The sequence below is a fragment of the Pedobacter sp. MC2016-14 genome, from assembly GCF_020991475.1.
Taxonomy (GTDB): Bacteria; Bacteroidota; Bacteroidia; order Sphingobacteriales; family Sphingobacteriaceae; genus Pedobacter.
Genome location: NZ_JAJMPA010000001.1, coordinates 1,491,097 through 1,512,596, shown reverse-complemented (window position 1 = coordinate 1,512,596; position 21,500 = coordinate 1,491,097). Strand labels below are relative to the sequence as shown.

General features: G+C 40.2%; 20 protein-coding genes. 7 read left to right on the top strand and 13 right to left on the bottom strand.

All coding sequences use genetic code 11. From position 1 onward, the window contains the following. Window positions 1-7: 7 nt before the first annotated feature. The 3 genes from LPB86_RS06310 to LPB86_RS06300 all read right to left on the bottom strand — a co-directional run bounded on the left by LPB86_RS06310 (window position 8) and on the right by LPB86_RS06300 (window position 3,989). Complete coding sequence (locus tag LPB86_RS06310; RefSeq protein ID WP_230641893.1) at window positions 8-829, bottom strand: DUF4249 family protein; 822 nt, start codon at window positions 827-829, stop codon at window positions 8-10. Beyond that, the gene (locus tag LPB86_RS06305; protein ID WP_230641892.1) at window positions 823-3,639 is read right to left on the bottom strand and encodes a TonB-dependent receptor; all 2,817 of its coding nucleotides are present in this window, start codon (window positions 3,637-3,639) and stop codon (window positions 823-825) included. The genes LPB86_RS06310 and LPB86_RS06305 overlap by 7 nt, the downstream gene beginning before the upstream one ends. Before the next feature lie 101 nt (window positions 3,640-3,740). After that, a complete protein-coding gene (locus LPB86_RS06300; RefSeq protein WP_230641891.1) occupies window positions 3,741-3,989 on the bottom strand; it encodes an isoleucyl-tRNA synthetase in 249 nt (82 codons plus the stop codon). Window positions 3,990-4,303: 314 nt separating this feature from the next. On the opposite strand from LPB86_RS06300, the gene LPB86_RS06295 reads away from it, so the two are divergent. The 5 genes from LPB86_RS06295 (at window position 4,304) to LPB86_RS06275 (ending at window position 10,618) form a co-directional block, all read left to right on the top strand. After that, window positions 4,304-5,122, top strand: a complete 819-nt coding sequence (locus LPB86_RS06295) for a sensor histidine kinase KdpD (RefSeq protein WP_230641890.1) — start codon at window positions 4,304-4,306, stop codon at window positions 5,120-5,122. 98 nt (window positions 5,123-5,220) lie between these two features. Next, window positions 5,221-6,741: a L,D-transpeptidase family protein gene (locus tag LPB86_RS06290; protein WP_230641889.1), complete on the top strand. Its 1,521-nt coding sequence runs from the start codon at window positions 5,221-5,223 to the stop codon at window positions 6,739-6,741. 35 nt (window positions 6,742-6,776) lie between these two features. Next, a complete protein-coding gene (locus LPB86_RS06285; RefSeq protein ID WP_230641888.1) occupies window positions 6,777-9,284 on the top strand; it encodes a cation-translocating P-type ATPase in 2,508 nt (835 codons plus the stop codon). Beyond that, entirely contained in the window at window positions 9,281-10,141 is an 861-nt protein-coding gene (locus LPB86_RS06280) for a universal stress protein (protein WP_230641887.1), read from the top strand. Before LPB86_RS06285 ends, LPB86_RS06280 begins: the two co-directional genes overlap by 4 nt. A 24-nt stretch (window positions 10,142-10,165) precedes the next feature. After that, window positions 10,166-10,618, top strand: coding sequence for a pyridoxamine 5'-phosphate oxidase family protein (locus tag LPB86_RS06275; RefSeq protein ID WP_230641886.1), 453 nt, complete (start codon window positions 10,166-10,168; stop codon window positions 10,616-10,618). 87 nt (window positions 10,619-10,705) lie between these two features. Here the strand turns inward: LPB86_RS06275 and LPB86_RS06270 are convergent, their stop codons facing one another. The 7 genes from LPB86_RS06270 to LPB86_RS06240 all read right to left on the bottom strand — a co-directional run bounded on the left by LPB86_RS06270 (window position 10,706) and on the right by LPB86_RS06240 (window position 17,371). Further along, window positions 10,706-11,980, bottom strand: coding sequence for a HAMP domain-containing sensor histidine kinase (locus LPB86_RS06270; RefSeq protein ID WP_230641885.1), 1,275 nt, complete (start codon window positions 11,978-11,980; stop codon window positions 10,706-10,708). Beyond that, on the bottom strand, window positions 11,977-12,651 hold the full coding sequence (locus LPB86_RS06265) for a response regulator transcription factor (RefSeq protein ID WP_230641884.1): 675 nt from the start codon (window positions 12,649-12,651) through the stop codon (window positions 11,977-11,979). The genes LPB86_RS06270 and LPB86_RS06265 overlap by 4 nt, the downstream gene beginning before the upstream one ends. A gap of 80 nt (window positions 12,652-12,731) precedes the next feature. Next, complete coding sequence (locus LPB86_RS06260) at window positions 12,732-13,505, bottom strand: phosphatase PAP2 family protein (protein WP_230641883.1); 774 nt, start codon at window positions 13,503-13,505, stop codon at window positions 12,732-12,734. A 104-nt stretch (window positions 13,506-13,609) separates the two neighbouring features. After that, entirely contained in the window at window positions 13,610-15,562 is a 1,953-nt protein-coding gene (locus tag LPB86_RS06255) for an LTA synthase family protein (protein WP_230641882.1), read from the bottom strand. A 170-nt stretch (window positions 15,563-15,732) separates the two neighbouring features. Continuing rightward, window positions 15,733-16,344 (bottom strand): hypothetical protein, encoded by a 612-nt coding sequence (locus tag LPB86_RS06250; protein ID WP_230641881.1) that lies wholly within the window; start codon window positions 16,342-16,344, stop codon window positions 15,733-15,735. Further along, window positions 16,341-16,862, bottom strand: coding sequence for a hypothetical protein (locus tag LPB86_RS06245; protein ID WP_230641880.1), 522 nt, complete (start codon window positions 16,860-16,862; stop codon window positions 16,341-16,343). Before LPB86_RS06245 ends, LPB86_RS06250 begins: the two co-directional genes overlap by 4 nt. Continuing rightward, window positions 16,859-17,371 carry a peptidoglycan-binding protein gene (locus LPB86_RS06240; protein ID WP_230641879.1) on the bottom strand — a complete coding sequence of 171 codons (513 nt, stop codon included), beginning with the start codon at window positions 17,369-17,371 and terminating at the stop codon, window positions 16,859-16,861. The genes LPB86_RS06245 and LPB86_RS06240 overlap by 4 nt, the downstream gene beginning before the upstream one ends. Window positions 17,372-17,533: 162 nt before the next feature. On the opposite strand from LPB86_RS06240, the gene LPB86_RS06235 reads away from it, so the two are divergent. Beyond that, window positions 17,534-17,782: a hypothetical protein gene (locus LPB86_RS06235; RefSeq protein WP_230641878.1), complete on the top strand. Its 249-nt coding sequence runs from the start codon at window positions 17,534-17,536 to the stop codon at window positions 17,780-17,782. A gap of 78 nt (window positions 17,783-17,860) precedes the next feature. Here LPB86_RS06235 and LPB86_RS06230 read toward each other — a convergent pair whose 3' ends face one another. The 3 genes from LPB86_RS06230 to LPB86_RS06220 all read right to left on the bottom strand — a co-directional run bounded on the left by LPB86_RS06230 (window position 17,861) and on the right by LPB86_RS06220 (window position 20,188). Continuing rightward, on the bottom strand, window positions 17,861-18,499 hold the full coding sequence (locus tag LPB86_RS06230) for a DUF6266 family protein (protein ID WP_230641877.1): 639 nt from the start codon (window positions 18,497-18,499) through the stop codon (window positions 17,861-17,863). A 174-nt stretch (window positions 18,500-18,673) separates the two neighbouring features. Continuing rightward, the gene (locus LPB86_RS06225) at window positions 18,674-18,946 is read right to left on the bottom strand and encodes a hypothetical protein (RefSeq protein ID WP_230641876.1); all 273 of its coding nucleotides are present in this window, start codon (window positions 18,944-18,946) and stop codon (window positions 18,674-18,676) included. 78 nt (window positions 18,947-19,024) lie between these two features. Then, window positions 19,025-20,188, bottom strand: a complete 1,164-nt coding sequence (locus LPB86_RS06220; protein WP_230641875.1) for a response regulator transcription factor — start codon at window positions 20,186-20,188, stop codon at window positions 19,025-19,027. Window positions 20,189-20,500: 312 nt separating this feature from the next. Between LPB86_RS06220 and LPB86_RS06215 the strand changes: the two genes are divergently transcribed. Continuing rightward, the gene (locus LPB86_RS06215) at window positions 20,501-21,394 is read left to right on the top strand and encodes a helix-turn-helix domain-containing protein (protein WP_230641874.1); all 894 of its coding nucleotides are present in this window, start codon (window positions 20,501-20,503) and stop codon (window positions 21,392-21,394) included. Window positions 21,395-21,500: the final 106 nt, after the last annotated feature.

The window sequence follows — 21,500 nt, the reverse complement described above, 5'->3', positions numbered from 1 at the left end:
GTTTAAATTACAATTCAGATTTAACCAGCAGGTAATTGGACAAGGTATCTGCCTGAAAGGCTGTAAAAATACCTAATCCATTGATAACATTTGTGGGTACGTTTGTCAAATTTGCCGAAGTGCTGCCCGTACTGCTGTGGTTTAGCATGTTTACATATTCTACATTCACCCGTTTCAAAATTACCCTGTAATTGCCATAGTACCTAAAAGTCATCCTGTTCAGATCGTAAGTAGCCAGTTTAGCCACATTAACTTCAACGTTAGTCGCCGTATCCCTGTTAAAACGACTGTCCATCACCTGCTTAATGCTTTCTGTATATTCAAAAGCAATGATGTGGTTATTTGCCGCCGCATTAGACCAGGTTAAAGTGACCGGCACAAATTCCGTTGGGGTGGTACCAAATGTCATTACCGGAATCACCTGAGTATAGTCAGATACCGCTATGCCCGAAGGTTTGGGCGGCACAGTAGTACTGGCGCTTACAGGCAAACCATTGTAACTAAATTCGAGGGTATAGGTTAATCCTGCTTTTACAAATTTCAGATCGTTTAATACATAATGACCCGATTTATCTTCTGTAAGACTTTTGCTTGTTGTGCCATCAGACACTTTAAGTTGCAGCCCTGTAATTGCCACTCCATAAGCATTGGTATCCAGCAGTGCCTTTTGTGCCGAAACCTTTACCTCTATATTGTGGGCTGGGGTAATGTATCCCTGTACCACCGGCAGTACGCTGTAATCTGTATTGCTTTCTTTTTTGCAGGCCATAGCGGTCAGCATCAGCAGGGCAAGGCCCAAAAATCCTGTGTTTTTATATGATATTACCATTTTAAGCTAAGGGTTATGTTTGGAGTAAAACCTAAATAATTTACGTCAGTAGAGATCACCTGATTGCCCACCAGCTGGTATTCCCTGTACCAGGTGTTAGAGCGGTTGTAGATGTTGAAGAGAGAAAAGCCGATGGTGCCCACCTTTTTAGAATTGGTACGGATCAGGTCATAAGTTACCGCAGCATCCAGACGCTGGTAAGATTTTAGTCGTTCTGTATTCTTTCCGCTAATCACCAGATACGTACGGGTCCCCGCTCCTGCCCTATCTACCGTATAACTACCTACGGGTGCAGTATATGGCCTTCCCGTAGCATAAATAAAGGTCGCAGAGAAAGTCCAACGGTCCATATGGTACATGTTAATCGATTTAAACTCGTGCCTTACATCCTGATTGGCCGCATAGTAGTCATTACCATAGACATCAAATTTATTATAAGCCTCTGCCAGGGTGTAACCAATCCATCCGGTGTAATTTCCAGCCTTTTTCTGGGCCATAAACTCCAGCCCCCGTGAATAACCGATACCATTGTAAAAGTTTTCTTCCAGCGTTACCGCCGCGTTTGGCCCCATCCCCTCCGATCGTAGCTGCCTCAATGAATATTCCGTTAAACCTTTCAGCGTTTTGTAATAGCCCTCCACGCTAAACAGGTACTTGTCGGTTTCATAACTTGCCCCTGCAATGTAGTGCAACGCAGAGCCAACCGGGATGCTGCCGCCATTGGCCAGTACCCAGAAATCGCGCGTACCAGAAAGGATATCTTCACGGCTCACTTTGTTGGCAAACTGGTAGAAACGACCGGTAGCACCTTTCAAAATCAATTTATCTGTAAGGGCGTAACTGGCAGAAAAACGGGGTTCAATGTAATTCTTACCCGTTAAATCATAATGCGTAGCACGAATGCCTGGCTGTACCCTCAGCGGCCCAAAGTTTTGTTCCACCTCCAGGTAGCCCCCGGCAGTAATGGCTTTGTTGTGCTGGTTTACCAACAAGGTAGTATCATTTTGGGTATAAGTATAATCTACTTTTTGAGAAGAAGCAAAACCACCAAAAAGTATTTTGCCTTTGTTGTTAAAGTTCCATTCCCAGTCCGTTTTAGCGCTGTAATCTGTTAAATTGTTGTATTCATAATTTCCAGCATTGGTTTCTGCAGTCGTTCCCGTACTGTCTGTGATGGAACTGCTGGTACCCCTGTTGCGTTCACTAAAATAATGAGAATAGCTGAGGGTAGTATTGGCGTACACTTTGCTCCCCAATCTTCTGGCCCATTTTGCACTGGTGCCCACATTGCCATAATCTGTTAAATCTGTAATGGTAGTACTATTTACCGTACTGGACAAAATAGAGGGTATCCCAAGGTCCCTGCTATTGTCTACCTTATCCTTCCCGCTATAATAGGTCAGTGAAAAGATGTTCTTATCGTCAGGTGTAAAGGTATATTTTCCGTTCAGGTCATAAAACCAGGAAGATACCTGTGTTTGGTTGTTGGCCATTCCACCACGGCCACCGCCCCCACCAAAACCACCGCCGCCCATTCCGCCCGGACCACTGCTTGTAGTGCTGGTTGTGGTATTGGTTACCTTGTTAAAAATTTTGTTGTACAACGGCCCCTGGTACGATCGCCGCAGACTAAACAATACTGACGATTTGTCGCCAATTGGTGTTTCGCCCCAGAGGTTTACACTCAGCAAACTCAGGTCGCCACCAAAAGTAGCTTCCCTTTTGTTGCCTTCTTTACCACTGATGTCGGTAACGCTCGATAATCGTCCACCAAATTTGGAAGAGAAACCGCCCTTATACATTTGTACATCCTTTACCGCATTTACGTTAAAAGCGCTGTAAAAACCATACAAGTGATCTACCTGATATACCGTAAAACCATCAAACAGCACCAGGTTCTGATCGGGCGTACCCCCGCGCACATAGGCACCAGAAGAAGATTCATTGCTGCCACTGATCCCCGGCATCAATTGAAAAGACCTTAAAATGTCTCGCTCACCAATGTTTGGCAGTTCGGCCAGTTTAGCCGGCGTCATCTGGATTACACTTACCCTGCGGGTATCGGTATTCAGCACACCTTCCTTTTTGCCGTTAATGACCACTTCATTCAGTGTGCCTTCCCTCGGTAAGAGGCTAATCAGTAATGTTTGCTCAGACTTCTCCGTTGTCAACCTTTCCAGTGAGGTTCTAAAACCTGCGTAAGATACCTCCAGGATACAAGTATCTGCCGGCACATTTTGCAGGGTAAAATACCCATCTGTATTGGTAATGGCGCCTAGTTTGGTGCCACGTATTTTAACCGAAGCAGAAGGCAAAGATTCCCCCGTTTGGTTATCGGTAACTTTACCGGCCAGGGCAAAATTATACCGGTGCGGTAATCCTGCCTTTTCCACCACAGGCTCCCCACGAACTGTGGTAGTGATTACCTGGCCAGTAGTCAATTCTGCTTTCATCTCGCCCAGTTTCTGTTGCTTTTTCAGCTTGTCTACATCACTGGGTTTTAATACCACGTAATAGGTCCCATTGGGTTGCTTGGCATAAAATAAGCCTTTAGACTTACAAATCTGCTCAATGATTTCCTTTACTTTGTAATTAAAATAATGGTAGGTTACATCGTAGTTCCGCAGCTGTTCGCGGTTAAAAACAATGTTGATTTTGTAGGTTTTAGAAAGGTCGTCCAGTACGGCGTCCAGCCTTGCGGTTATAAATTTATCCGCCACCGTTATGGTGTCGTTTTGTATCACCTGTGCCTGTGCGTTTTTAACGCAAAAAACACTGCAGCACAACAGAAAAAGTATCAAATATTTCATATCGCATCTATTTCCGGCTAAAATCCAGAATAGAAGTCTTAAGTAATGTTAAATGATACCGGAGGAGGTTAAAACTGAGATGAACGAGGGCAGAAAAGCGACTAATCCTTAGCCTCTTCTTCTACTACAGCTTCGGGGTCCAGGTTTACCAGGCCCTCTTTGTCCTTTTTAGCAAACAGAATAGGATACATAAACATCAGCCCGCCTATTACAAAACAAAGTCCCGCAGCTTCCAAAACATAGATACTGGCTTCATTTTTAGCCGCACTTAAAATCTTGTAAGCAATTAAGCCCAGTACCCCTAAAACAAAGGCAATCACGGCTTTTTGAAGTTTGAGGACTTTAATCATTTTAGTTCAGGATTATTGATGTTTAAACATCAACAAATACTATTCCAATTTGAACTAAATGAACGCTTGCACATGATGAATAAGGAGCTCTGCTCCATCTATCAGATAATGGCCAAACCGGCGTTTCGTGCATAGACAACCTGAGTGACAACAGTCAAAATACTGAATGATTAAGATCATTTAAATTATCTAAAACTAGTCCTACTTTGCAATAGAGTCATATTTATAGATAACTCAAATTATAGTACAGCAGATCAATCTAATTAGCATGGCCAAAGCTATGGTTATCAAAAATAACGTAATTCATAAAACACATGAAAAATGCAATCACTTCAGAACCCAAGCCCTCCCCTAAAGATCACAATCTCGCCTTGGAACTAATGAATAAGCAATTAGTTAAAAATCAAAAGGAAATGAACTACTTACTTCAAAATGAGCGAAACATTAATGAAATGAAAAGTCGGTTTGTTTCCATTGCTTCACATGAATTCAGGTCCCCTTTAAGCAGCATTCAACTTTCCGCTGCGCTCATTGAGAATTATCATGAGCGTATGGATGCCGATAAAATTAGGTACCATTTAAGAAAAATAAGGATTTCTGTTAAAGAGTTAATGGAAGTCCTAGACGATTTTTTGTCTGTTGAAAGAATTGAGCGAGGTGGCATACAGCCCGTATTTACGATATTCGACTTAGAATCTTTTTTTAAAGATATCATTTCTGAAATGAACATACACAAAGAAAGAAATCAGCAAATCTGCTACGAGCACGAAGGAAAAGATATATTTTGTTATCAGGACCTAAACCTCATAAAACATTGTGTCACGAATTTGATCTCTAATGCGATTAAATATTCAAAGGATGATGGAATTATCAATATTCAAACAGAATTAGACGAAAAGTTTTGCCGGATTTGCGTGAGAGATAATGGCATTGGAATTCCATTGAAAGACCAGCTACAGCTATTCACGCCCTTTTACAGAGCAACAAATACCGGAAGCATTCCTGGAACTGGCCTTGGATTAAGTATTGTTGAAAAATATACCAGGCTAATGAACGGAACGATAAAACTGGAGAGCAACCCTGGAATGGGAACTAAAGTCACACTGCTTTTCCCACTGAATGACAAACCTTGAAATCCGCACAGAATGCTCAATATCAACCAATAACATAACGAAGATCATATTTTTTTCATAAAAAACGACGGAACTTTAGGATCATAAAATAATGAACCATGAAAACACCTGTTTCTCCAATTCAAAAGATCATCTGGTTCCAAAAATCTTGCTATGTTATTCTCGGCTTAGTCACACTTTCATTTTTCTCCTTCGTATCCTCCACCCGAAACCTCAACCTTCAACATACCCCCGTAAAGACGCAGGATACCGGCCAAAACATCCAAATTAAAGATTATATAAGCAAGAAAGCGCTGGGTATATTGCACTACCCCATGTCCGTAAAAAGATTTTATGCGCAGCGGACATATCAATCTATCTGGATCGGGCGTGATAAAGAGATCAAAAAAACATGGGAAGCAATGTTAATGCTGGATTGTGTGCTTCAATTTGGTTTGAGCCATGATGACTACCATCCAAAAGTGCTTATTTATGACAAGCTTCATCAAATTATTGACCAGCCTGATCGAATCAGCGAGGGCAAAAAAATAGAATTTGAAGTCTTGCTTACCGATGCGGTAATTACGCTAATGAACCATCTGCATTATGGAAAGCTAAATGCGCTATATACAAACACAGTAGTAGATGCAGGAAATATACAAAGTTTTAAGGCCGAAAATACCCTAGCTCATGCGCTGGAGGATAAAGATTTCATCGCTACAGTGTTGGGTGTACAGCCAACTTCTACACAATATATTTTGTTACAGCGCTACATGACCCTTATAAAAGGACAATACCTGGACGATTGCTATGAAGTACCGGAGGCAGAAGTAAGAAAGATAGCAATTAATATGGAGCGGCTCCGCTGGGCAAATATTTCTGGTAAAAATTATATCCAAATCAATATACCTGCATATACCTTAACCTATCATCATGGAGACTCCTCGTACGTATTTAAAACAGTAGTTGGAAGACCTGGGAACCCTACACCTACCATACAAAGTGTAATTACCTATTTTAAAACTGCCCCAGATTGGAGCGTTCCAAAGAGAATATTCATCAAAGAGCTGTTGCCAAAGGCAATAAAAGACAAAAGCTACCTTGAAAACAATCACTTCAGCATTTACAATCTAAACGGAAATTATGTATCCCCCAACCTTGCTCAATTGATTAAAATTAAAAACGATCCTGACAACTATTTTGCAAGGCAATCTCCTGGTTGTGATCATGCATTGGGTTTAATTGCATTCCGGTTTCCAAATCAGTACAATGTATACTTACACGACACCCCTGAAAAACAACTTTTTAATAAAAAGATACGTGCATTGAGCCAGGGCTGTATTCGTGTGCAAGATGCTGAAAAGCTAGCCACTCTACTATTAAAGTATGACAATTCAGAAAATGAGCTTTATTCAATGAATACTGCAATAGCAAATTATAAGCCTAAACAGTTCTACTTAAAAGATCCCGTACCATTAAATATAAACTATCTGACTTGTGAAATGCAGGATGGACTCCTCATGGTTTATGATGACATCTATAACCAAGACGATGCATTGGAAATGGCACTCTACAATTTAACAAAAAAACCTGTTACAAAAAAGCCTATCGTAATCAAAAGGCCTGATATAAATCAATAGACCTACCATCTCCTTTTATCATGTCATGAATAGTTATGAAAAAGAACAATTACAATTTAAAAGGACTGTCAACGGCTGAAGTTACTGAATCCAGAAAAAACAACGGCAGTAACATTATCGTTTACAAAAATGAAAATGCGACTTTAAGATTGATCAGTGCTTTACTAAAGGAGCCAATGGTCATCTTATTACTTGCAGCCTCCAGCATTTATTTAATTAGTGGAAAAACCGGCGATGGATTATTTTTACTCGGTGCTGTTTTGTTAATATCCACAATCTCTTTATATCAAAGTGCAAGGAGCAAAAATGCCCTAAAAAAGCTGAAATTGCTTACCAATCCTAAATGTAAGGTGATAAGGAATGGAAATACCGGGCAGATAAGCACAGCAGAAATTGTGGTTGGGGACTATATAATTGCTGAAGAAGGTATCCTTATCCCTGCAGATGGCATCATTTTTCAGGCCAATGATTTCTCTGTTAATGAAGCTGTCCTAACCGGCGAATCTTTGCCTGTTTTTAAAGATGAAACCTCGAAGAATAATTTTGTATACACAGGTACAACAGTAACCAGCGGACTTGCCATAGCAAGGGTAACGAGCATTGGAATTAAAACCAAACTAGGAGAGATAGGTAGAAGCATAGATACAATTCCAGAGGAAAAAACACAGCTGGAAAAACAGATGAATAACTTTGTTAAAAGCATGGTTTACGTAGGCCTGGCATTTTTTATAGTTGTATGGGGCATCAATTACTACCGTTCTCAAAACTTTCCTGACAGTTTAATCAAAGCACTAACATTGGCCATAAGTATCTTACCAGAAGAGATCCCTGTAGCCTTCACCACCTTTATGGCCTTGGGTGCATGGCGTTTAATGAAAACTGGCATTATATTTAAACAGATGAAAACCGTAGAAACTTTAGGCAGCGCTACAGTGATCTGTACAGACAAAACAGGAACCCTTACAGAAAATAATATGACCCTGGCAAAGCTGTATGTCCCTTCTTTGAATAGGATTACGTCGGCAAAGAGCCCATTATTTGATAAAAAAGAAAAAGAACTTATAAATTTAGCCATGTGGGCAAGTGAGCCCATTCCATTTGATCCGATGGAGGTCGCTTTACATGAGGCTTACGCAAATATAGCAGTAAAGGATGAACGGCCTTTTTATCAAATGGCCCATGAATACCCACTGTCGGGAATGCCACCCATGATGACACACATTTTCAAAAATGAATCGGGTAATTATATTGCAGCCGCTAAAGGTGCTCCAGAAGCCTTACTCAATGCATCAACATTAAAAAAATCAGAGCGGCAAAAGATTGAAAAAATGATCGAACAGATTGCTTCGGATGGCTATAGGTTATTGGGCGTGGGCCAGTCCAACATCACTGATGATAAATTTCCAGAACACCAACAAGAACTCAGTTTTACCTTTATAGGGCTCGTTGCTTTTTACGATCCGCCAAAGGAAAACATTACCGCTGTGCTTCAGGACTTCTATGCGGCAGGAATCGAGGTGAAGATTGTAACTGGGGATAATGCTGCTACTACTATGGCCATAGCCAATCAAATAGGATTTAAGAGCAATCAGCAACTGGACGGTGAAGCAGTGATGAAACTAAGTGATACCGAACTGAAAGGACGCTGTATGGAAGTAAACCTGTTCACCAGAATGTTTCCAGAGGCAAAATTAAAACTCATTAATGCCTTAAAAGCAAACCATCAAGTTGTAGCCATGACTGGCGATGGCATAAATGACGGACCTGCCCTAAAAGCGGCCCACATCGGTATTGCTATGGGCAAAAAAGGTACTGAAATCGCAAAAAATGCTGCCTCCTTAATTTTGATCGCTGACGATCTGTCCAAAATGACAGATGCCATCGCCGCAGGCAGAAAGATTTACGGCAATCTTAAAAAGGCCATCAGATATATCATATCTATCCATATCCCAATTATCCTAACCGTGTTTATTCCGCTAATTTTGGGATGGATTTATCCCAATATATTTTCACCGGTACATGTCATTTTCTTAGAGTTGATTATGGGCCCAACCTGCTCTATAATTTATGAAAATGAACCCATGGAAGAAAATAGCATGCTGCAAAAACCACGGCCTTTAAGCACTACATTTTTCAATTGGAAAGAACTTTCCGTAAGCATTGTCCAGGGGCTAATGATCACTGCTGGAATGATTTTTATATACAGGTATGCCGTAGGTCATGGGTTTAATGAATATACCACTCGAAGTATGGTATTTACGTCACTAATCTCAGCAAATGTGTTTTTGACACTCGTAAACCGATCATTTTATTATTCTATACTCTCCACCCTACGCTATCAAAACAACCTTATTTTATGGATCATTTCCATCACAATCACCCTTACCGGACTATTACTCTACGCAAAACCCATTACTATTTTTTTTGAATTTGAATCTTTGCATTTCTCCAATCTGATGATTAGTGTTTTTACAGGCTTTTTATCAGTTATTTGGTTTGAGCTTTTAAAATTCTATCTCCATCTAAAAAATAAAACAAAATGAAACAATTACTTGTCCTCAGCGATTTCACAGCAAATTCGGCTCATGCTGCACTTATGGCCGTTAGGCTCTGCGAAAAATTAAATATCGATTTATTGTTATACCATTCTGTGCCCTTTGTACCTCTTCTGCCCGACTATAACTATGGCGCATATGCCACAGAAATAACGGAAATACTTTTTAATGAAAGCATTGAAAAATTAAAGAAGGAGGTTAAAATACTTGAGTCCATTAACGGTAAAGACTCAGATTACTTTCCAAAAATCAACTATCAAATTAACGAAGGCAGGCTTGAAAATAATTTAGAAACTTTAGCTGAGAAATGGGACATCAGTTTTGTAGTCATGGGAGGCAGATCAGGAAGGGCGATTGATCATTTGCTTTCGGGAAGTCAAACGGCTGCTGTTTTAAGGGATTTTGATAAACCCATTCTGGTAATCCCGGAGAAAGCTGAGCTAATTGACTTAAAAAAAATAATTTTTGCCACTAACTTTAATGCGTCCGATATCACAGCACTGCTTTTTTTAATAGATATATCTCAATTTTTGGATGTCCAAATAGAAGTTGTACACGTTCCACAATCCGAATATACTTATGCAGAAATTGAAGCAGAAGTGGCCTTCCGGAAATATCTTGACGGACTGCAGCAAAGCAGAGTTTCCTATACACAAATCTATGGCAAGCATGTGGGACAGCGATTGCAGGATTACTGCGAGGAAACCGGCGCAGCAATGTTGGCCATGACCCGTGGCCATCATAACATAATTTCACGTTTATTTGGGCATAGTGAGACAAAAGAGGTTACTACCAACCAGCAGGTATCAGTATTGATATTTCCAACAGCCTTTACAGACAAATAGTAGTTAAACTTAAATTTTCAAATCATGTTAGGAGAACTTAATGAAAATCAAATAGAAGACTTGCTAAAGCAGCAAGCTACAGGAAGACTTGGCTGTCATGCCCATGGAATTACCTATGTTGTACCCATAAACTATGTTTACAGAGACGGTTGCATATACGGTCACTCGGCTATTGGTAAAAAGATACAAATGCTCCGTAATAATCCTGAAGTCTGCTTTCAGGTTGATATTATAGAAAGTTTGGTAAAATGGCAAAGTGTAATCGCCTGGGGAACCTATCAGGAAATTACCAATCGTAAAGAGCTACAAAAGGCCATGCACGAAATTATCAGTCACATTATGCCTTTAATGTCCGATACGGAAGGGCATCCCTCTCATGGTATTACCGAAAGTGAAAGCGATGTTGGTGGTAGTGTAGATTTAATTCTTTATAAAATACCGTTAAATAAAAAAACAGGCCGATTTGAACATCCATAACTTCATCTAATATTTATCACAACACTGTAAATCAATTTTATATAATAAAATTGATTTAGGCAGAAGTTTAAAAAAAACGCTTAATAATTAAAACCGAACAGTAAACCTATGCATCTCTTCCAAAAACCCATACCGAATTTCCCATCCATACCTTTTACAGATTTCTTTTACAATAGAAAGTCCAAGTCCGCTGCCCGGTGTATGTGTTGATGAAGTACTGAATCTTCTAAAAAGTTTCTCAGCATCCAGGGCATGACTTCCTGTATTCGCAACAATTAATTCTGCTCCAGAAATTGAAATAAAAATCTCTGCTTCCCCATCAGTATGCCTCCAGGCATTCATCAGCAAATTGGTGAGCATAATTTCAATTAATATGGCATTTCCGTTTACAAAACAGGCTTTATCAAGTTGACTTAACACCCTCTTTTCACCAAGAAGATCCATCAGCGAATGAAGAATCTCTTTAAGCAGCTCAGAGATATTTAGTGGTTCCTCTTCTAAAAATTGCTGATTTTCAATCTTGGCCAGCAACAACAAATTTTTATTTATGCGTGACACTCGTGAAAGCGCATTGTTCGTTTCCTCAATAATTTGCGATTGCCTGGTGGTGATGGATTCATCCTGAAGCAACAGATCCAGCTTAGATTGAATAATGGCCAATGGCGTTTGGAGCTCATGTGATGCATTCTCCGTAAATTCCTTCTGCTGTCTAAAAGTGGCAACGCTATTGTCAATAAATTTATTGATACTTAAATTCAGCTCTTCAAATTCCAGGACATTGCTTTTTTCAAACTCAATTTCTTTATTCGCTGTTAAATCGAAATCTTTAACCTTTGCCAGGGTCATATAGAATGGCTTCCAGAGTTTTAATGATATCCTTTTATTTAACTTAATAAAACCAACCAATAGAATAATAAAGAACAAGATCGTGATTGCGGTTATGGCTATGATGGTTTCGTAACTCTCTTCCACATTTGATTCTACAGTTAGGCGGTATGCTTTACCATTGATACGGAAATACGTCACCAGCCCCTCAAAACGATCATATCCCTTGTAAGATGCGGACCTATCTTTTCTATAAGTACTATAAGTACTGTCGTTTTTTAGCGTCTTTACTTCCTGAATTTTAGCTGCAGGCTGCAGGCTATTCCAAAGTTTAATTGCAGATTTAAGCATGGCACCATTAGACTGCAAGGATAAAAGATTCTTCTTTGTAGAATCGGCCACAATTTGATTATGTTTATTGATTTCATGTACCCATATCCAGTCAATGATCAAAAAATATACAGGTATACTGCAAAGCAAGACAACTAATGCATAAGTTACAAATGCTTTCAATGGCTTATCCAGTAATTTGCTCATACTTCCCATTTATAGCCGTTACCATATAATGTCTTAAGGTAATTTTCGCAACCTGCCTCTGCAAGTTTCTTTTTGAGGTTTTTAACATGCGCATAAATAAAATCATGGTTGTCCAGCATGTCGGCCAGATCACCAGAAAGGTGTTCTGCCAATGCGCTTTTTGAGATTACTTTGTTCTTGTTGCCAATAAAAAATATCAGCATTTCAAATTCCTTTTTGGTAAGCACAACCGGAGTATTCCTTACAGCAACCGTTTTGGCCAGCAGGTCTACGGTCAGTTCGCCCTGTTGTATGGTGTTAGCATTTGCAAAATTCCTTCTTCTAATTACAGAAAAGATCCTGGCAGAAAGTTCCGATAGGTGGAAAGGTTTTGCTATGTAATCGTCTGCCCCTAGCTTTAAACCGTTTATCCTGTCTTCAAGCGAATTTTTTGCCGAGATGATAATTACCCCGTCCTCTTTTTTCTGCAGCTTCAACTCGTCCAGTATGTCCATCCCGCTGCCCCCTGGAAGCATTAAATCAAGTAAAATGCAATCATACTGATGGGAATGAATTTTTTCAAGGGCCTGCTCGTAATCAATGGCCAACTCACAAAGATAGTTTTGACCAGAGAGGTAACTAACCATTCCATCCGCCAATTCCGGCTCATCTTCTATGATCAAAATTTTCATTACCTAAATTAACTAAATATTTGTTTATCCTCTGTTTTATTTTCTATATCAATAAAGCAGTAGCCTTACCAACAATCAAGTCAAAAAGCACCCCTAAATAAGATGCCAGCGGTTTTGTGCTGATACATTGGAACCATCGAGTATTTTATATCTGCTTTGCCAATCACTAGTTTTTTAAGGTGTGGATACAGCAGATAGGCCAGTTTAGTTGAAGCGATACCAAATCCCGCCCCGGCCACCACATCACTGAACCAATGTTTATTATTGTACATGCGCAATGCACCGGTAGCCGTAGCTACGGTATATCCTGCATATCCTATCCAGGGGGAGACGTCCCGGTATTCCTGGTTTAAAAATTCAGCGGCGGCGAAGGCATTCGCAGTATGTCCCGAAGGAAACGAAAAGTTATCCGCACCATCAGGACGAGCCCTGTCTGCCAATTTTTTTACTGCAAACACAGAGCCCGTCATGATGGCCTCAGATAACAAGAACAACGCCGTTCCATCTGCAACACTATGTTTACTTTTTACACCCAATAGGTTCAAACCATAAAATGCAATTCCGGGACTATATTGCAGATAGTTGTCCAGGTGCATTGCAAAGCGGGGATGATCCTCCTGCAACTCCGCTCTTGTACTATAATCAAGGCTGCGGATGGGATTGTTCCCCAGCGATAGCAAGCCATATCCAATTAAAACCCCCGGAACAATAAATGATTTAAATGCGGGGAGATTTTGACTACGCAAGATCATTGATCCACTTTTAGTAGCGGTATCCGTATTTAAAGGTTTTACCTCCTGTGCAAAAACTACTGCGGGAAGGCATAGTGCTAAAAAAAAACTAAAACGTTTCATAATTGATCCAAAACAATAAAGACAAATGCTTAATAGGATCAAAGAAAAAGGGCAATCTTGTAGAAAATTTGAATTGAGCAGCAGACATGAAATTTGTATTGCTGCTACTGATGCAAACCACCGCTTTTAAAAAGATCATAAGCCGTCTGGTAGTTGGCCATGGCTTGCTGAACCACCATTTTGGATAACTTATCTGGTTTTTCAGTATCCTTCAATTTATCATACAAAAAGGTTTCCACTTTCTGCTGAGGGCCCAGGATAACCAGGCTATCATTTTTAAGATAAGCAAGCTTTTGGTAGGTCCCTAAAATGGCCCTGGGCTCAAATGTTGGCTCAAGTACATTTTTACCGTACAAGTTGCTTTCATAACTCCAGCCCAGGAGGCCAAACAGCGTTGGATAAAGATCAATTTGGGAGCACATCTTCTCCACTCTTGCCTTGTTTTTTTGCGGCAGGTTTAAGACAATGCAGGGAATATGATATTTACTGATCTGGACTTCATTTTTACCCGCACTTTCAGCACAATGGTCGGCAACAATAATAACTACTGTATTTTTATACCATGGTTTCTGCTGAATTTCATGAATAAATTTTCCAATGGCATAGTCTGTATAACATACGGCAGCCTCCCGGCAACCCGGTTTCAAATCAATCTTGCCCTCCGGAAAAGTAAAAGGCCTGTGATTAGAGGTGGTCATCACAAAATCGTAAAAAGGCCTTCCGCTCCGGCTATCTTTGTCGGCTCCCTCTACCACCGCTTCAAACAAATCCCCGTCACTGATGCCCCAGGCATTTTCAAAATGTACCTTAGCGTCAGGGATAAGCGTCCTTTTGGTTAAGTAACTGTCATTGATCTTTAGGTTCCGGCCACGGTCTGTAATGTTAAAGCCATTGCTGCCAAAGTATTCATTCATATTGTCGAAATAACCATCTCCACCATAGTAAAATGATCTGGTATACCCTTCCTTCTCAAATAGATGTCCAACGGTAGTTAGATTCTGATTGTACTGTCGCCTTACAATACTGCTCCCCGGTGTAGGCGGAAGTGACAATGTCAGGGCTTCCATTCCCCTAACGGTACGGGTTCCAGTGGCATACATATTTGTAAACAGTAAGTTTTGGTCAGCTAATGAATCCAATACCGGCATTAAATGCTCCCTGTTACCAAAATGTGCCATAAAATCAGCACTCAAGCTTTCTACAGTAATCATGATCACATTAGGCTTATATAATTTCCCTTTACCTTTAATGCTTCTTCTAATTGACCTTCCTCCCTTAAGAAACTCGCTTTGCGGCTCTTTAAGTTCTGCTCTGATTAACCTATAGGCCTCTCCTTCGGGCAGCAAGGCATAGAAATCATTATAATTCAGTTCGTTGTTTTTAAAAGCAGCAAAGAAGGCGTAAATACCGGCTTTGGAAAGTTCGTTTTGATAACGGTTGGTGCTTGATTCTGCATAAGAATTTGGAAGCATAACTGAGTAAGAAATTGTTGCAAAGAACAAAAGCCCGGAAATCAAAGCCCTGATTTTAAAAGGGGCCGGAGAACTAAAGGATTTTTGAAATATTCCGGTTTTACTAAACAGCCACATCACCAGCAACACCAGCACTATAACACCACCAATAAGTAAGGGTAATGGATAAGACTCATTGATGTTGTTTACAACTTCATAAGTATAAATGAGGTAATCGACCGCAATGAAATTAAACCTGCTCTCAAATTCCTGCCAAAAGGTAAGCTCGGCAAAAAAGGAAAAGAAAGAAATCAGTAAAACGAGAACCAATCCGGAATAGGTTATCAACTTATTGGCAGTGGAATTTATCCAGCTATTCGGCATAAACAGCAGGTACAAATTGTATAAAGAAGTTAAAAACAAAGCCACTCCGATATCATAATCTAACCCCAGGAAAAAGATCCTGAGTATGCCGCTTGCCGTAAAATCAGTTTTTGATAAAGAAAATACTAATAACGCCGTTCTGATCAGGAACGACGTTAAAATAAAAAATATAATAAATGAAACCAGGACGTAATACCTGCCAGTAAAGGTACGCTTGAGCATGTTTAATCTTTGCGCTCAAACGTCGGATTGAATTCTGTAGAAATTTTGAATTGCGCCCCATCAGGTTCTCAAACCATTTAAGGTAAGCCTCCTAAATTCACCACAAACTAATCTATTATACTTCGAGGATTAGTATAGCAAATCAAAAATCATTCCTCCGGGCTACAATCTTAGTTCAACAATAGGTCTGTAATGTTATCAATTAACGAAACCAATAGTTCTACCTTTTTATCGTCTTTATCAAATTGCTTTTGAAATTCATCATACTTACATCCAAAGTAATCATTCAGAAAATCGTGCCCTCTTTTATCATTTACAAAGTCATAACCGCCCTCCATCACTACAATTGCCACCACATACCACAAGTTTATGGTGCATGGCACCAGAAAATAAACGTCCTCCATCGATTCTTCCCCTATTTCCTCCGAAGGCATAAATTCACTGAGCAGTTTACTCGCCAAATCGATAGCTTCATCATCCACATAAGCTGCTTCCCTGTCTACAGCATACAGCAACAACAAAGTTTCCAGATATTCATGCGTAATATAAATAATGTCTAAAAGCATATTTACATGGTCGTCCTCCAGCTCATCCAAAATGTCCAGCTCATCATAAGTGATGTTATGCATAGTAACCGGACTGGTATAAGCCTTTAAATAAGCCAATTCCTTTTTTAAGGCTAAGCTCCAGGCACATGCTGCATAAGTTGCCGTCATCCAGTCTACAAGATTTACAATGGCGTAGTTAATGGTTTTGGTAGTATATTTACAGGTTGGGTTCATCGTATTATTTTAAAAATTCTATAAACAACAAACATTACAATCAGCAATAAAGCCGCAAGCACGTACCATTTCAAATTTGCACTGCGCTTTACCTCCAAAGTCTTATCCAGCTGCTTATCTACAGTAACCCGCTCGGAAGTAGCTTTCAACTCCATTTTTTCTTTAGCCTCTGCGCTACTTTCCATCTTCTGATTCAAAAAGGTATTGGAAAGCTGCGAAGCCCTGCCGCGATAAGTGATTTTTTGTGCCGTCCCTGCAAAACCTTTTTGAGGCGAAAAATCAAAAGAACCAATTGGCCAAATTTCCACTGTAAAGGCCATGTCTGCTGAATCCTGTTTTAAAAACAAGCTTTTTACAGTCTTGCTTTCCTGCCATTTTTTATCAGTTTTACTTTCAGTAGCATATTTCGCAGCGTTCCTCGATTCCGTTTCTGACCTGGTTTTATTTTTCAGGGAACTACAGGCCGCCATCAGGACGATCGTACCATACATCATCAAGCTCCAATATCTTTTCCTCATTTTATCATGTTATCAACTGTCCAATCTGCAATTTTTCTAATGCCTCTTTTATGCCTTGTTCTCCGGTATACGCCATCTCCTTCCCGGCTTCCGGCCGGGTTTGTATTGCCCTCGATCGAAAAAACCCAATCGTTGTGTAGCTTTTCAATCAGGCCACAATGCGCTATCCTCCCCAATGACGAAAAGTAAATGCCAATCACATCTCCGGGCTTTCCTTCTTTTTTACAGCGTTTAGCGGGGAAGAGGTCTGGCGACCAGCCCGTTCGTGGTGCCTCATAACCAGCTTGTTTAAATAGCCAGGTGATCCAGGCCGCACACCAGGGATTTCCTCTTTTTAAAGCTACCGCGCGTAGGTATTCCTCCACACGTTTCCCGTCATTATGGCCAGTCAATTCACGTACGCCAACCTCTTTTTGGGCAATGCTGATCAACAAATTGCGATCAGGCACCCTACGGCTGCCAGCAACAGCAAGGCAAAGGACAAAAAATAGAAGCTTAACTGTACCCATATTTCCATAGTTTTAAAATTTACCACTAAACTTTTCAGTGTCGGTAATCCAAAAGCAGCCCAAAAGCAAGCCAATAACCACCAGCACAATCCCAACAAACCAAAAAAGCAAATTACACTTAGTAAAATACACAGATAAATATTAGGATCTAAACCTCCCGCCATGTCATCATCTCCTAAAACTATTCTTTGTGCCAATGGCCAAATCAATACCAGCAAACCCAAAACCAACCATACTTCCGGCAGCTTCGGCATCCGCCACACCGTCAAAAACGGTCTTTTTAAATTCAATATCTTCATCTCTATAAATTTTAAATTATGTTTAATTGGTACCGGAATCGGCACCATATCGGCTCTTTTTCTAAAGTTGCAACCTATGCGCTATGCCTGGTTCAACATCAAGAAAAAGTAGCGTCTCAGTTGAGGCCTGGCGTTGTCTGCCGAAGGCCTGACAAATGCAGACTCAAATGAGATCGCTACTTTTTCAAACTTAAATCACCGTCACTACACCCAAATACTCACTGTCACTCACGTTCTTCTTATCCGCACTGGCAAAGAAGATGTAACAATGCACTATTTTACCAATAAAGGCAGAAGGCAAGTGAAACTCAAACGACAGGGCGGTTCGTGCTGCCGCATTCAGCCCCACTACAAAGCGCTCCAACTGCTCGTTGTACACAATGAGGGTGGCATTGTCTGTTGGCGCGTCCCCAGAAGCTTCCGGGCTAGCCCAAGTGAATTTCACCACGTGACCAGTCAAGGCCTCTACAGAAGTACCAGTAGATGGGTTCAAAATACCCCGACTAAAGATCGCCATTTCAGGATCAATCGCTAAGTCAGGGTATGAGCCTGTCACTAAATTTTTAAGGTGATAAGACATCGCTTCATTGTAAGCGCTTCTTTTCTGTTTATGGCTCTGGTAACCCAGGCGCATTACCGCAGTCACTTTTCTAACAAAAGACTGCACCAACTTAAACACCATTTGCTGTTCCAGCTGTGAAGGTGTAAAAGGCACATTTGAAGGGTTGTGCAAACCCGTAATCACGTTTTGGCCATTGATTTTCATTCCAATCAATTTGGCGGTTTTGTTCCTGAAACCGTCAAAGGCACCTTTGTCTTGTATACCCAAATAGATAAGGTTGAAGGGTTAAGGCTGGCACCATTACCAGCCCTTGTTCAACACTACAAACATACAGCGCAAAAACATAACTAACTATAGTACAGATCATTATGTCGGTAATTTGTCAGTTTCAGGCTTGTTTCTGTCAGTTTCAGGATCAAATTTGTCAGTTTCAAAAACCGCTTACAAAGAAGATTGAAGATAATACCAGGTATGTCCCTCTTTTTTACGCTTCCATTTTTCTTTATTCGCTTTTTGTTCGCGGTAAAACTTACGTTCTGTCCAAAATTTAGCGGCGATGACTTCTTCTCTATTCAGCCATGCTTGATTAATTAAAGTAATGTCCAGCAAAGGCAGATGCCCTGCTATGGCGGCCATCATCATTTGCAGTTCCTGCTGCATAGCCAGCATTTCATTCAGTTTACTTAGAAATTCATTTTCATTGTTTTGGTTCATTTTAGTTGATTTTATTAGTCTAAAACCAAAATCGGGATTAAAAAAATTCCCACCAATACGTAAAATGTTTAGATGCCCCTACAATACAATTGCGTCCTGATTTAAAACATAAATCATTTCTACCCTATTATGCACATTTAGTTTTTCGTAAATATTTCTGATGTGCGTTCTCAATGTATCATCAGCCACGCCAAGTTGTTTCGCTATTTGTTTATCCGTTTTTCTATGCCCTATGTGCAAGGCAATTTCAGCTTCCCTGGGCGTCAAAGCGTAAATACCCGAATTTCGCTTAAACACAGCCTTATTGATTTCTAAAGAAAGGAATTGCTTTTCTGTTGGACTTCTTCTCGCAGCAAGGTTGTTCAGTTCCGTTGTAATCTTTCTCAGTAGTTTTTCTTTAATCGAGGGGCGATGCTCTTGTGCAGAACAAACATCCATTTGTTCTACAGCATTCTTATGCTGCATTAAACATCTTTCTTTTTCTGTCAAATCAGGGATTTCCTGTACATCGTTGTAGATGTATGCCCAGCAATGCTCTACAAATCCCCTGCAATTGTAATTCATGTAAAACATAGCAAGAGCCAGGTCCATGTTCCAGTTACCAACGTCCAATAAATTTCTTTTTATGGCGGCATCCCCAAAAACAGCTATTAAACTTGTCAACAACTTTTCCCTGTATGCCAGCTCTTCATAACTACAAGAGGCGGCTGAACAAAAGGCGTTCATATCCCGTAAAATCAATTGCTGTAAAGGCTGCTCTATACCCTGCTTAGCCATGCAGCCTGCTAAATATAATACCTGTTGCTGTAACTGACATATATATCTTTTAGCATAAACACGAGGCACCGGTAGCGTGGTGTCAAAATACTTAGATCGGGTAGATTTTATAAATTTATAGACCTGGCCAAGTTCTTCTATCAATACCCTGCAAACCCTAATTATCCTTTTCTCCGGGAGTTTCTCTCCCTGGCTTTCCAAATAGCATTCAATTTTATCCAGAAGCAGCCTGGCAACCTGCTGATGGGTGTGGGTATGTTCCTTCATTTGCAAATTAGAGGAACTTACACTTGCCATATGGGCCAGCGCATCATTAACGCGGGCACATTCATTGACAATTAAGTCGTGGTATTGGGTAACAGATTTTTTTTCGAAAAAAGCATCAGCTTGTTCTGGGGTCACTTTCAACAAATCACAAACTAAATGCCGGGAAATCCGGAGTTCGCAAGTAGTTTTTTCGGGCATGAATTATGAGTTAAGTCAATTTTTTGGGATTAAATATAGTCGTAAAAATTCTTTTAAGGAAATTTAGGAGTAAGATAAAGCTAATCACGATACCATAAAAGCTGATCGTATTCATCAGATTTGGAAGCACCGACCATAGAATAGAAATAATTGGAGGGGAAATTTAAAACACCAAACCACTTCTATCGAAACCCAGCAATTGCTTGATTTTATTAGCTTATTGTTTGAATAGCTTAATATTATAATCAAAATTAGTGCGACTTTTACTATATTCAACCATCTGGTATAATTGTAAAGTGAAAAAAATTAAAGGTGAAAAATTCAAAGACGTCGAAACCGTACTCTCAGCAGGATATTTTTGGAAACAGACTGCCTAATGTGGGAAGCCAGTTTAACATTTATGAATGTGACGATTTCAGGGCTAAGCCTGTCCCGTATAACAGAAGAGATTTTTATAAAATCACTCTTTTGTTTGGCAGCAGTAAATTGGAATACGCAAACAAAGCCATTATGATCGATAAACCTGCACTCCTTTTCACCACTCCACTTATTCCATATTCATGGGAGCCTATCTCAGAAGAGCAGAAAGGATACTTTGTGCTGTTCACGGAAGATTTCCTGCAGGTTACCAATTCAGACCATGCGCTAGAGCATTCACCTCTTTTTCGACTAGGGGCAGATCCGGTGTATTATATTGATCCTGATCAGGTGCATTATATTCTACAAATATTTAAGAACATGCATAAGGAATTTCATTCCGAATACGTCCACAAATATGACTTGCTGCGCAATCACTTAAACGTACTGATGCACGAGGCGCTGAAAATGCAGCCAATGACCGACCACTTCGAACCACACAATGCTTCTATGAGGATTGCTTCACTTTTCATGGAACTTTTAGACCGGCAATTCCCCGTGGATATGCAAAGGCCACTGGAACTTAGGAGCCCAAATCAATATGCCGACAGACTTTCCGTTCACGTAAATCATTTGAACCGTGCGGTTCGTGAGTCGACCGGAAAAACAACCACAGAACATTTGAACGAGCGCATCATAGGTGAAGCAAAAGCTTTGATCATGAACACAGACTGGAATGTTTCCGAAATTTCCCACAGCCTGGGCTATGAATACCCTACTTATTTTAACAACTTCTTTAAAAAACAAACTGGCAAAACGCCTACTGCGTTACGAGGGGAAATTGCGTAATGCTGTAAGCGACGTTGGCCAACAAGGCATGATTTATATACCTTAACAAAAATCGAAGTATCGCTCAAATACAACAACATACTGTTTGAATACATTAACAATATGT

Coding starts and splice junctions, on each gene's coding strand:
- LPB86_RS06310 (WP_230641893.1), bottom strand. CDS start 829: ATGGTAATATCATATAAAAACACAGGATTTTTGGGCCTTGCCCTGCTG.
- LPB86_RS06305 (WP_230641892.1), bottom strand. CDS start 3,639: ATGAAATATTTGATACTTTTTCTGTTGTGCTGCAGTGTTTTTTGCGTT.
- LPB86_RS06300 (WP_230641891.1), bottom strand. CDS start 3,989: ATGATTAAAGTCCTCAAACTTCAAAAAGCCGTGATTGCCTTTGTTTTA.
- LPB86_RS06295 (WP_230641890.1), top strand. CDS start 4,304: ATGAAAAATGCAATCACTTCAGAACCCAAGCCCTCCCCTAAAGATCAC.
- LPB86_RS06290 (WP_230641889.1), top strand. CDS start 5,221: ATGAAAACACCTGTTTCTCCAATTCAAAAGATCATCTGGTTCCAAAAA.
- LPB86_RS06285 (WP_230641888.1), top strand. CDS start 6,777: ATGAAAAAGAACAATTACAATTTAAAAGGACTGTCAACGGCTGAAGTT.
- LPB86_RS06280 (WP_230641887.1), top strand. CDS start 9,281: ATGAAACAATTACTTGTCCTCAGCGATTTCACAGCAAATTCGGCTCAT.
- LPB86_RS06275 (WP_230641886.1), top strand. CDS start 10,166: ATGTTAGGAGAACTTAATGAAAATCAAATAGAAGACTTGCTAAAGCAG.
- LPB86_RS06270 (WP_230641885.1), bottom strand. CDS start 11,980: ATGAGCAAATTACTGGATAAGCCATTGAAAGCATTTGTAACTTATGCA.
- LPB86_RS06265 (WP_230641884.1), bottom strand. CDS start 12,651: ATGAAAATTTTGATCATAGAAGATGAGCCGGAATTGGCGGATGGAATG.
- LPB86_RS06260 (WP_230641883.1), bottom strand. CDS start 13,505: ATGAAACGTTTTAGTTTTTTTTTAGCACTATGCCTTCCCGCAGTAGTT.
- LPB86_RS06255 (WP_230641882.1), bottom strand. CDS start 15,562: ATGCTCAAGCGTACCTTTACTGGCAGGTATTACGTCCTGGTTTCATTT.
- LPB86_RS06250 (WP_230641881.1), bottom strand. CDS start 16,344: ATGAACCCAACCTGTAAATATACTACCAAAACCATTAACTACGCCATT.
- LPB86_RS06245 (WP_230641880.1), bottom strand. CDS start 16,862: ATGAGGAAAAGATATTGGAGCTTGATGATGTATGGTACGATCGTCCTG.
- LPB86_RS06240 (WP_230641879.1), bottom strand. CDS start 17,371: ATGGGTACAGTTAAGCTTCTATTTTTTGTCCTTTGCCTTGCTGTTGCT.
- LPB86_RS06235 (WP_230641878.1), top strand. CDS start 17,534: ATGTCATCATCTCCTAAAACTATTCTTTGTGCCAATGGCCAAATCAAT.
- LPB86_RS06225 (WP_230641876.1), bottom strand. CDS start 18,946: ATGAACCAAAACAATGAAAATGAATTTCTAAGTAAACTGAATGAAATG.
- LPB86_RS06220 (WP_230641875.1), bottom strand. CDS start 20,188: ATGCCCGAAAAAACTACTTGCGAACTCCGGATTTCCCGGCATTTAGTT.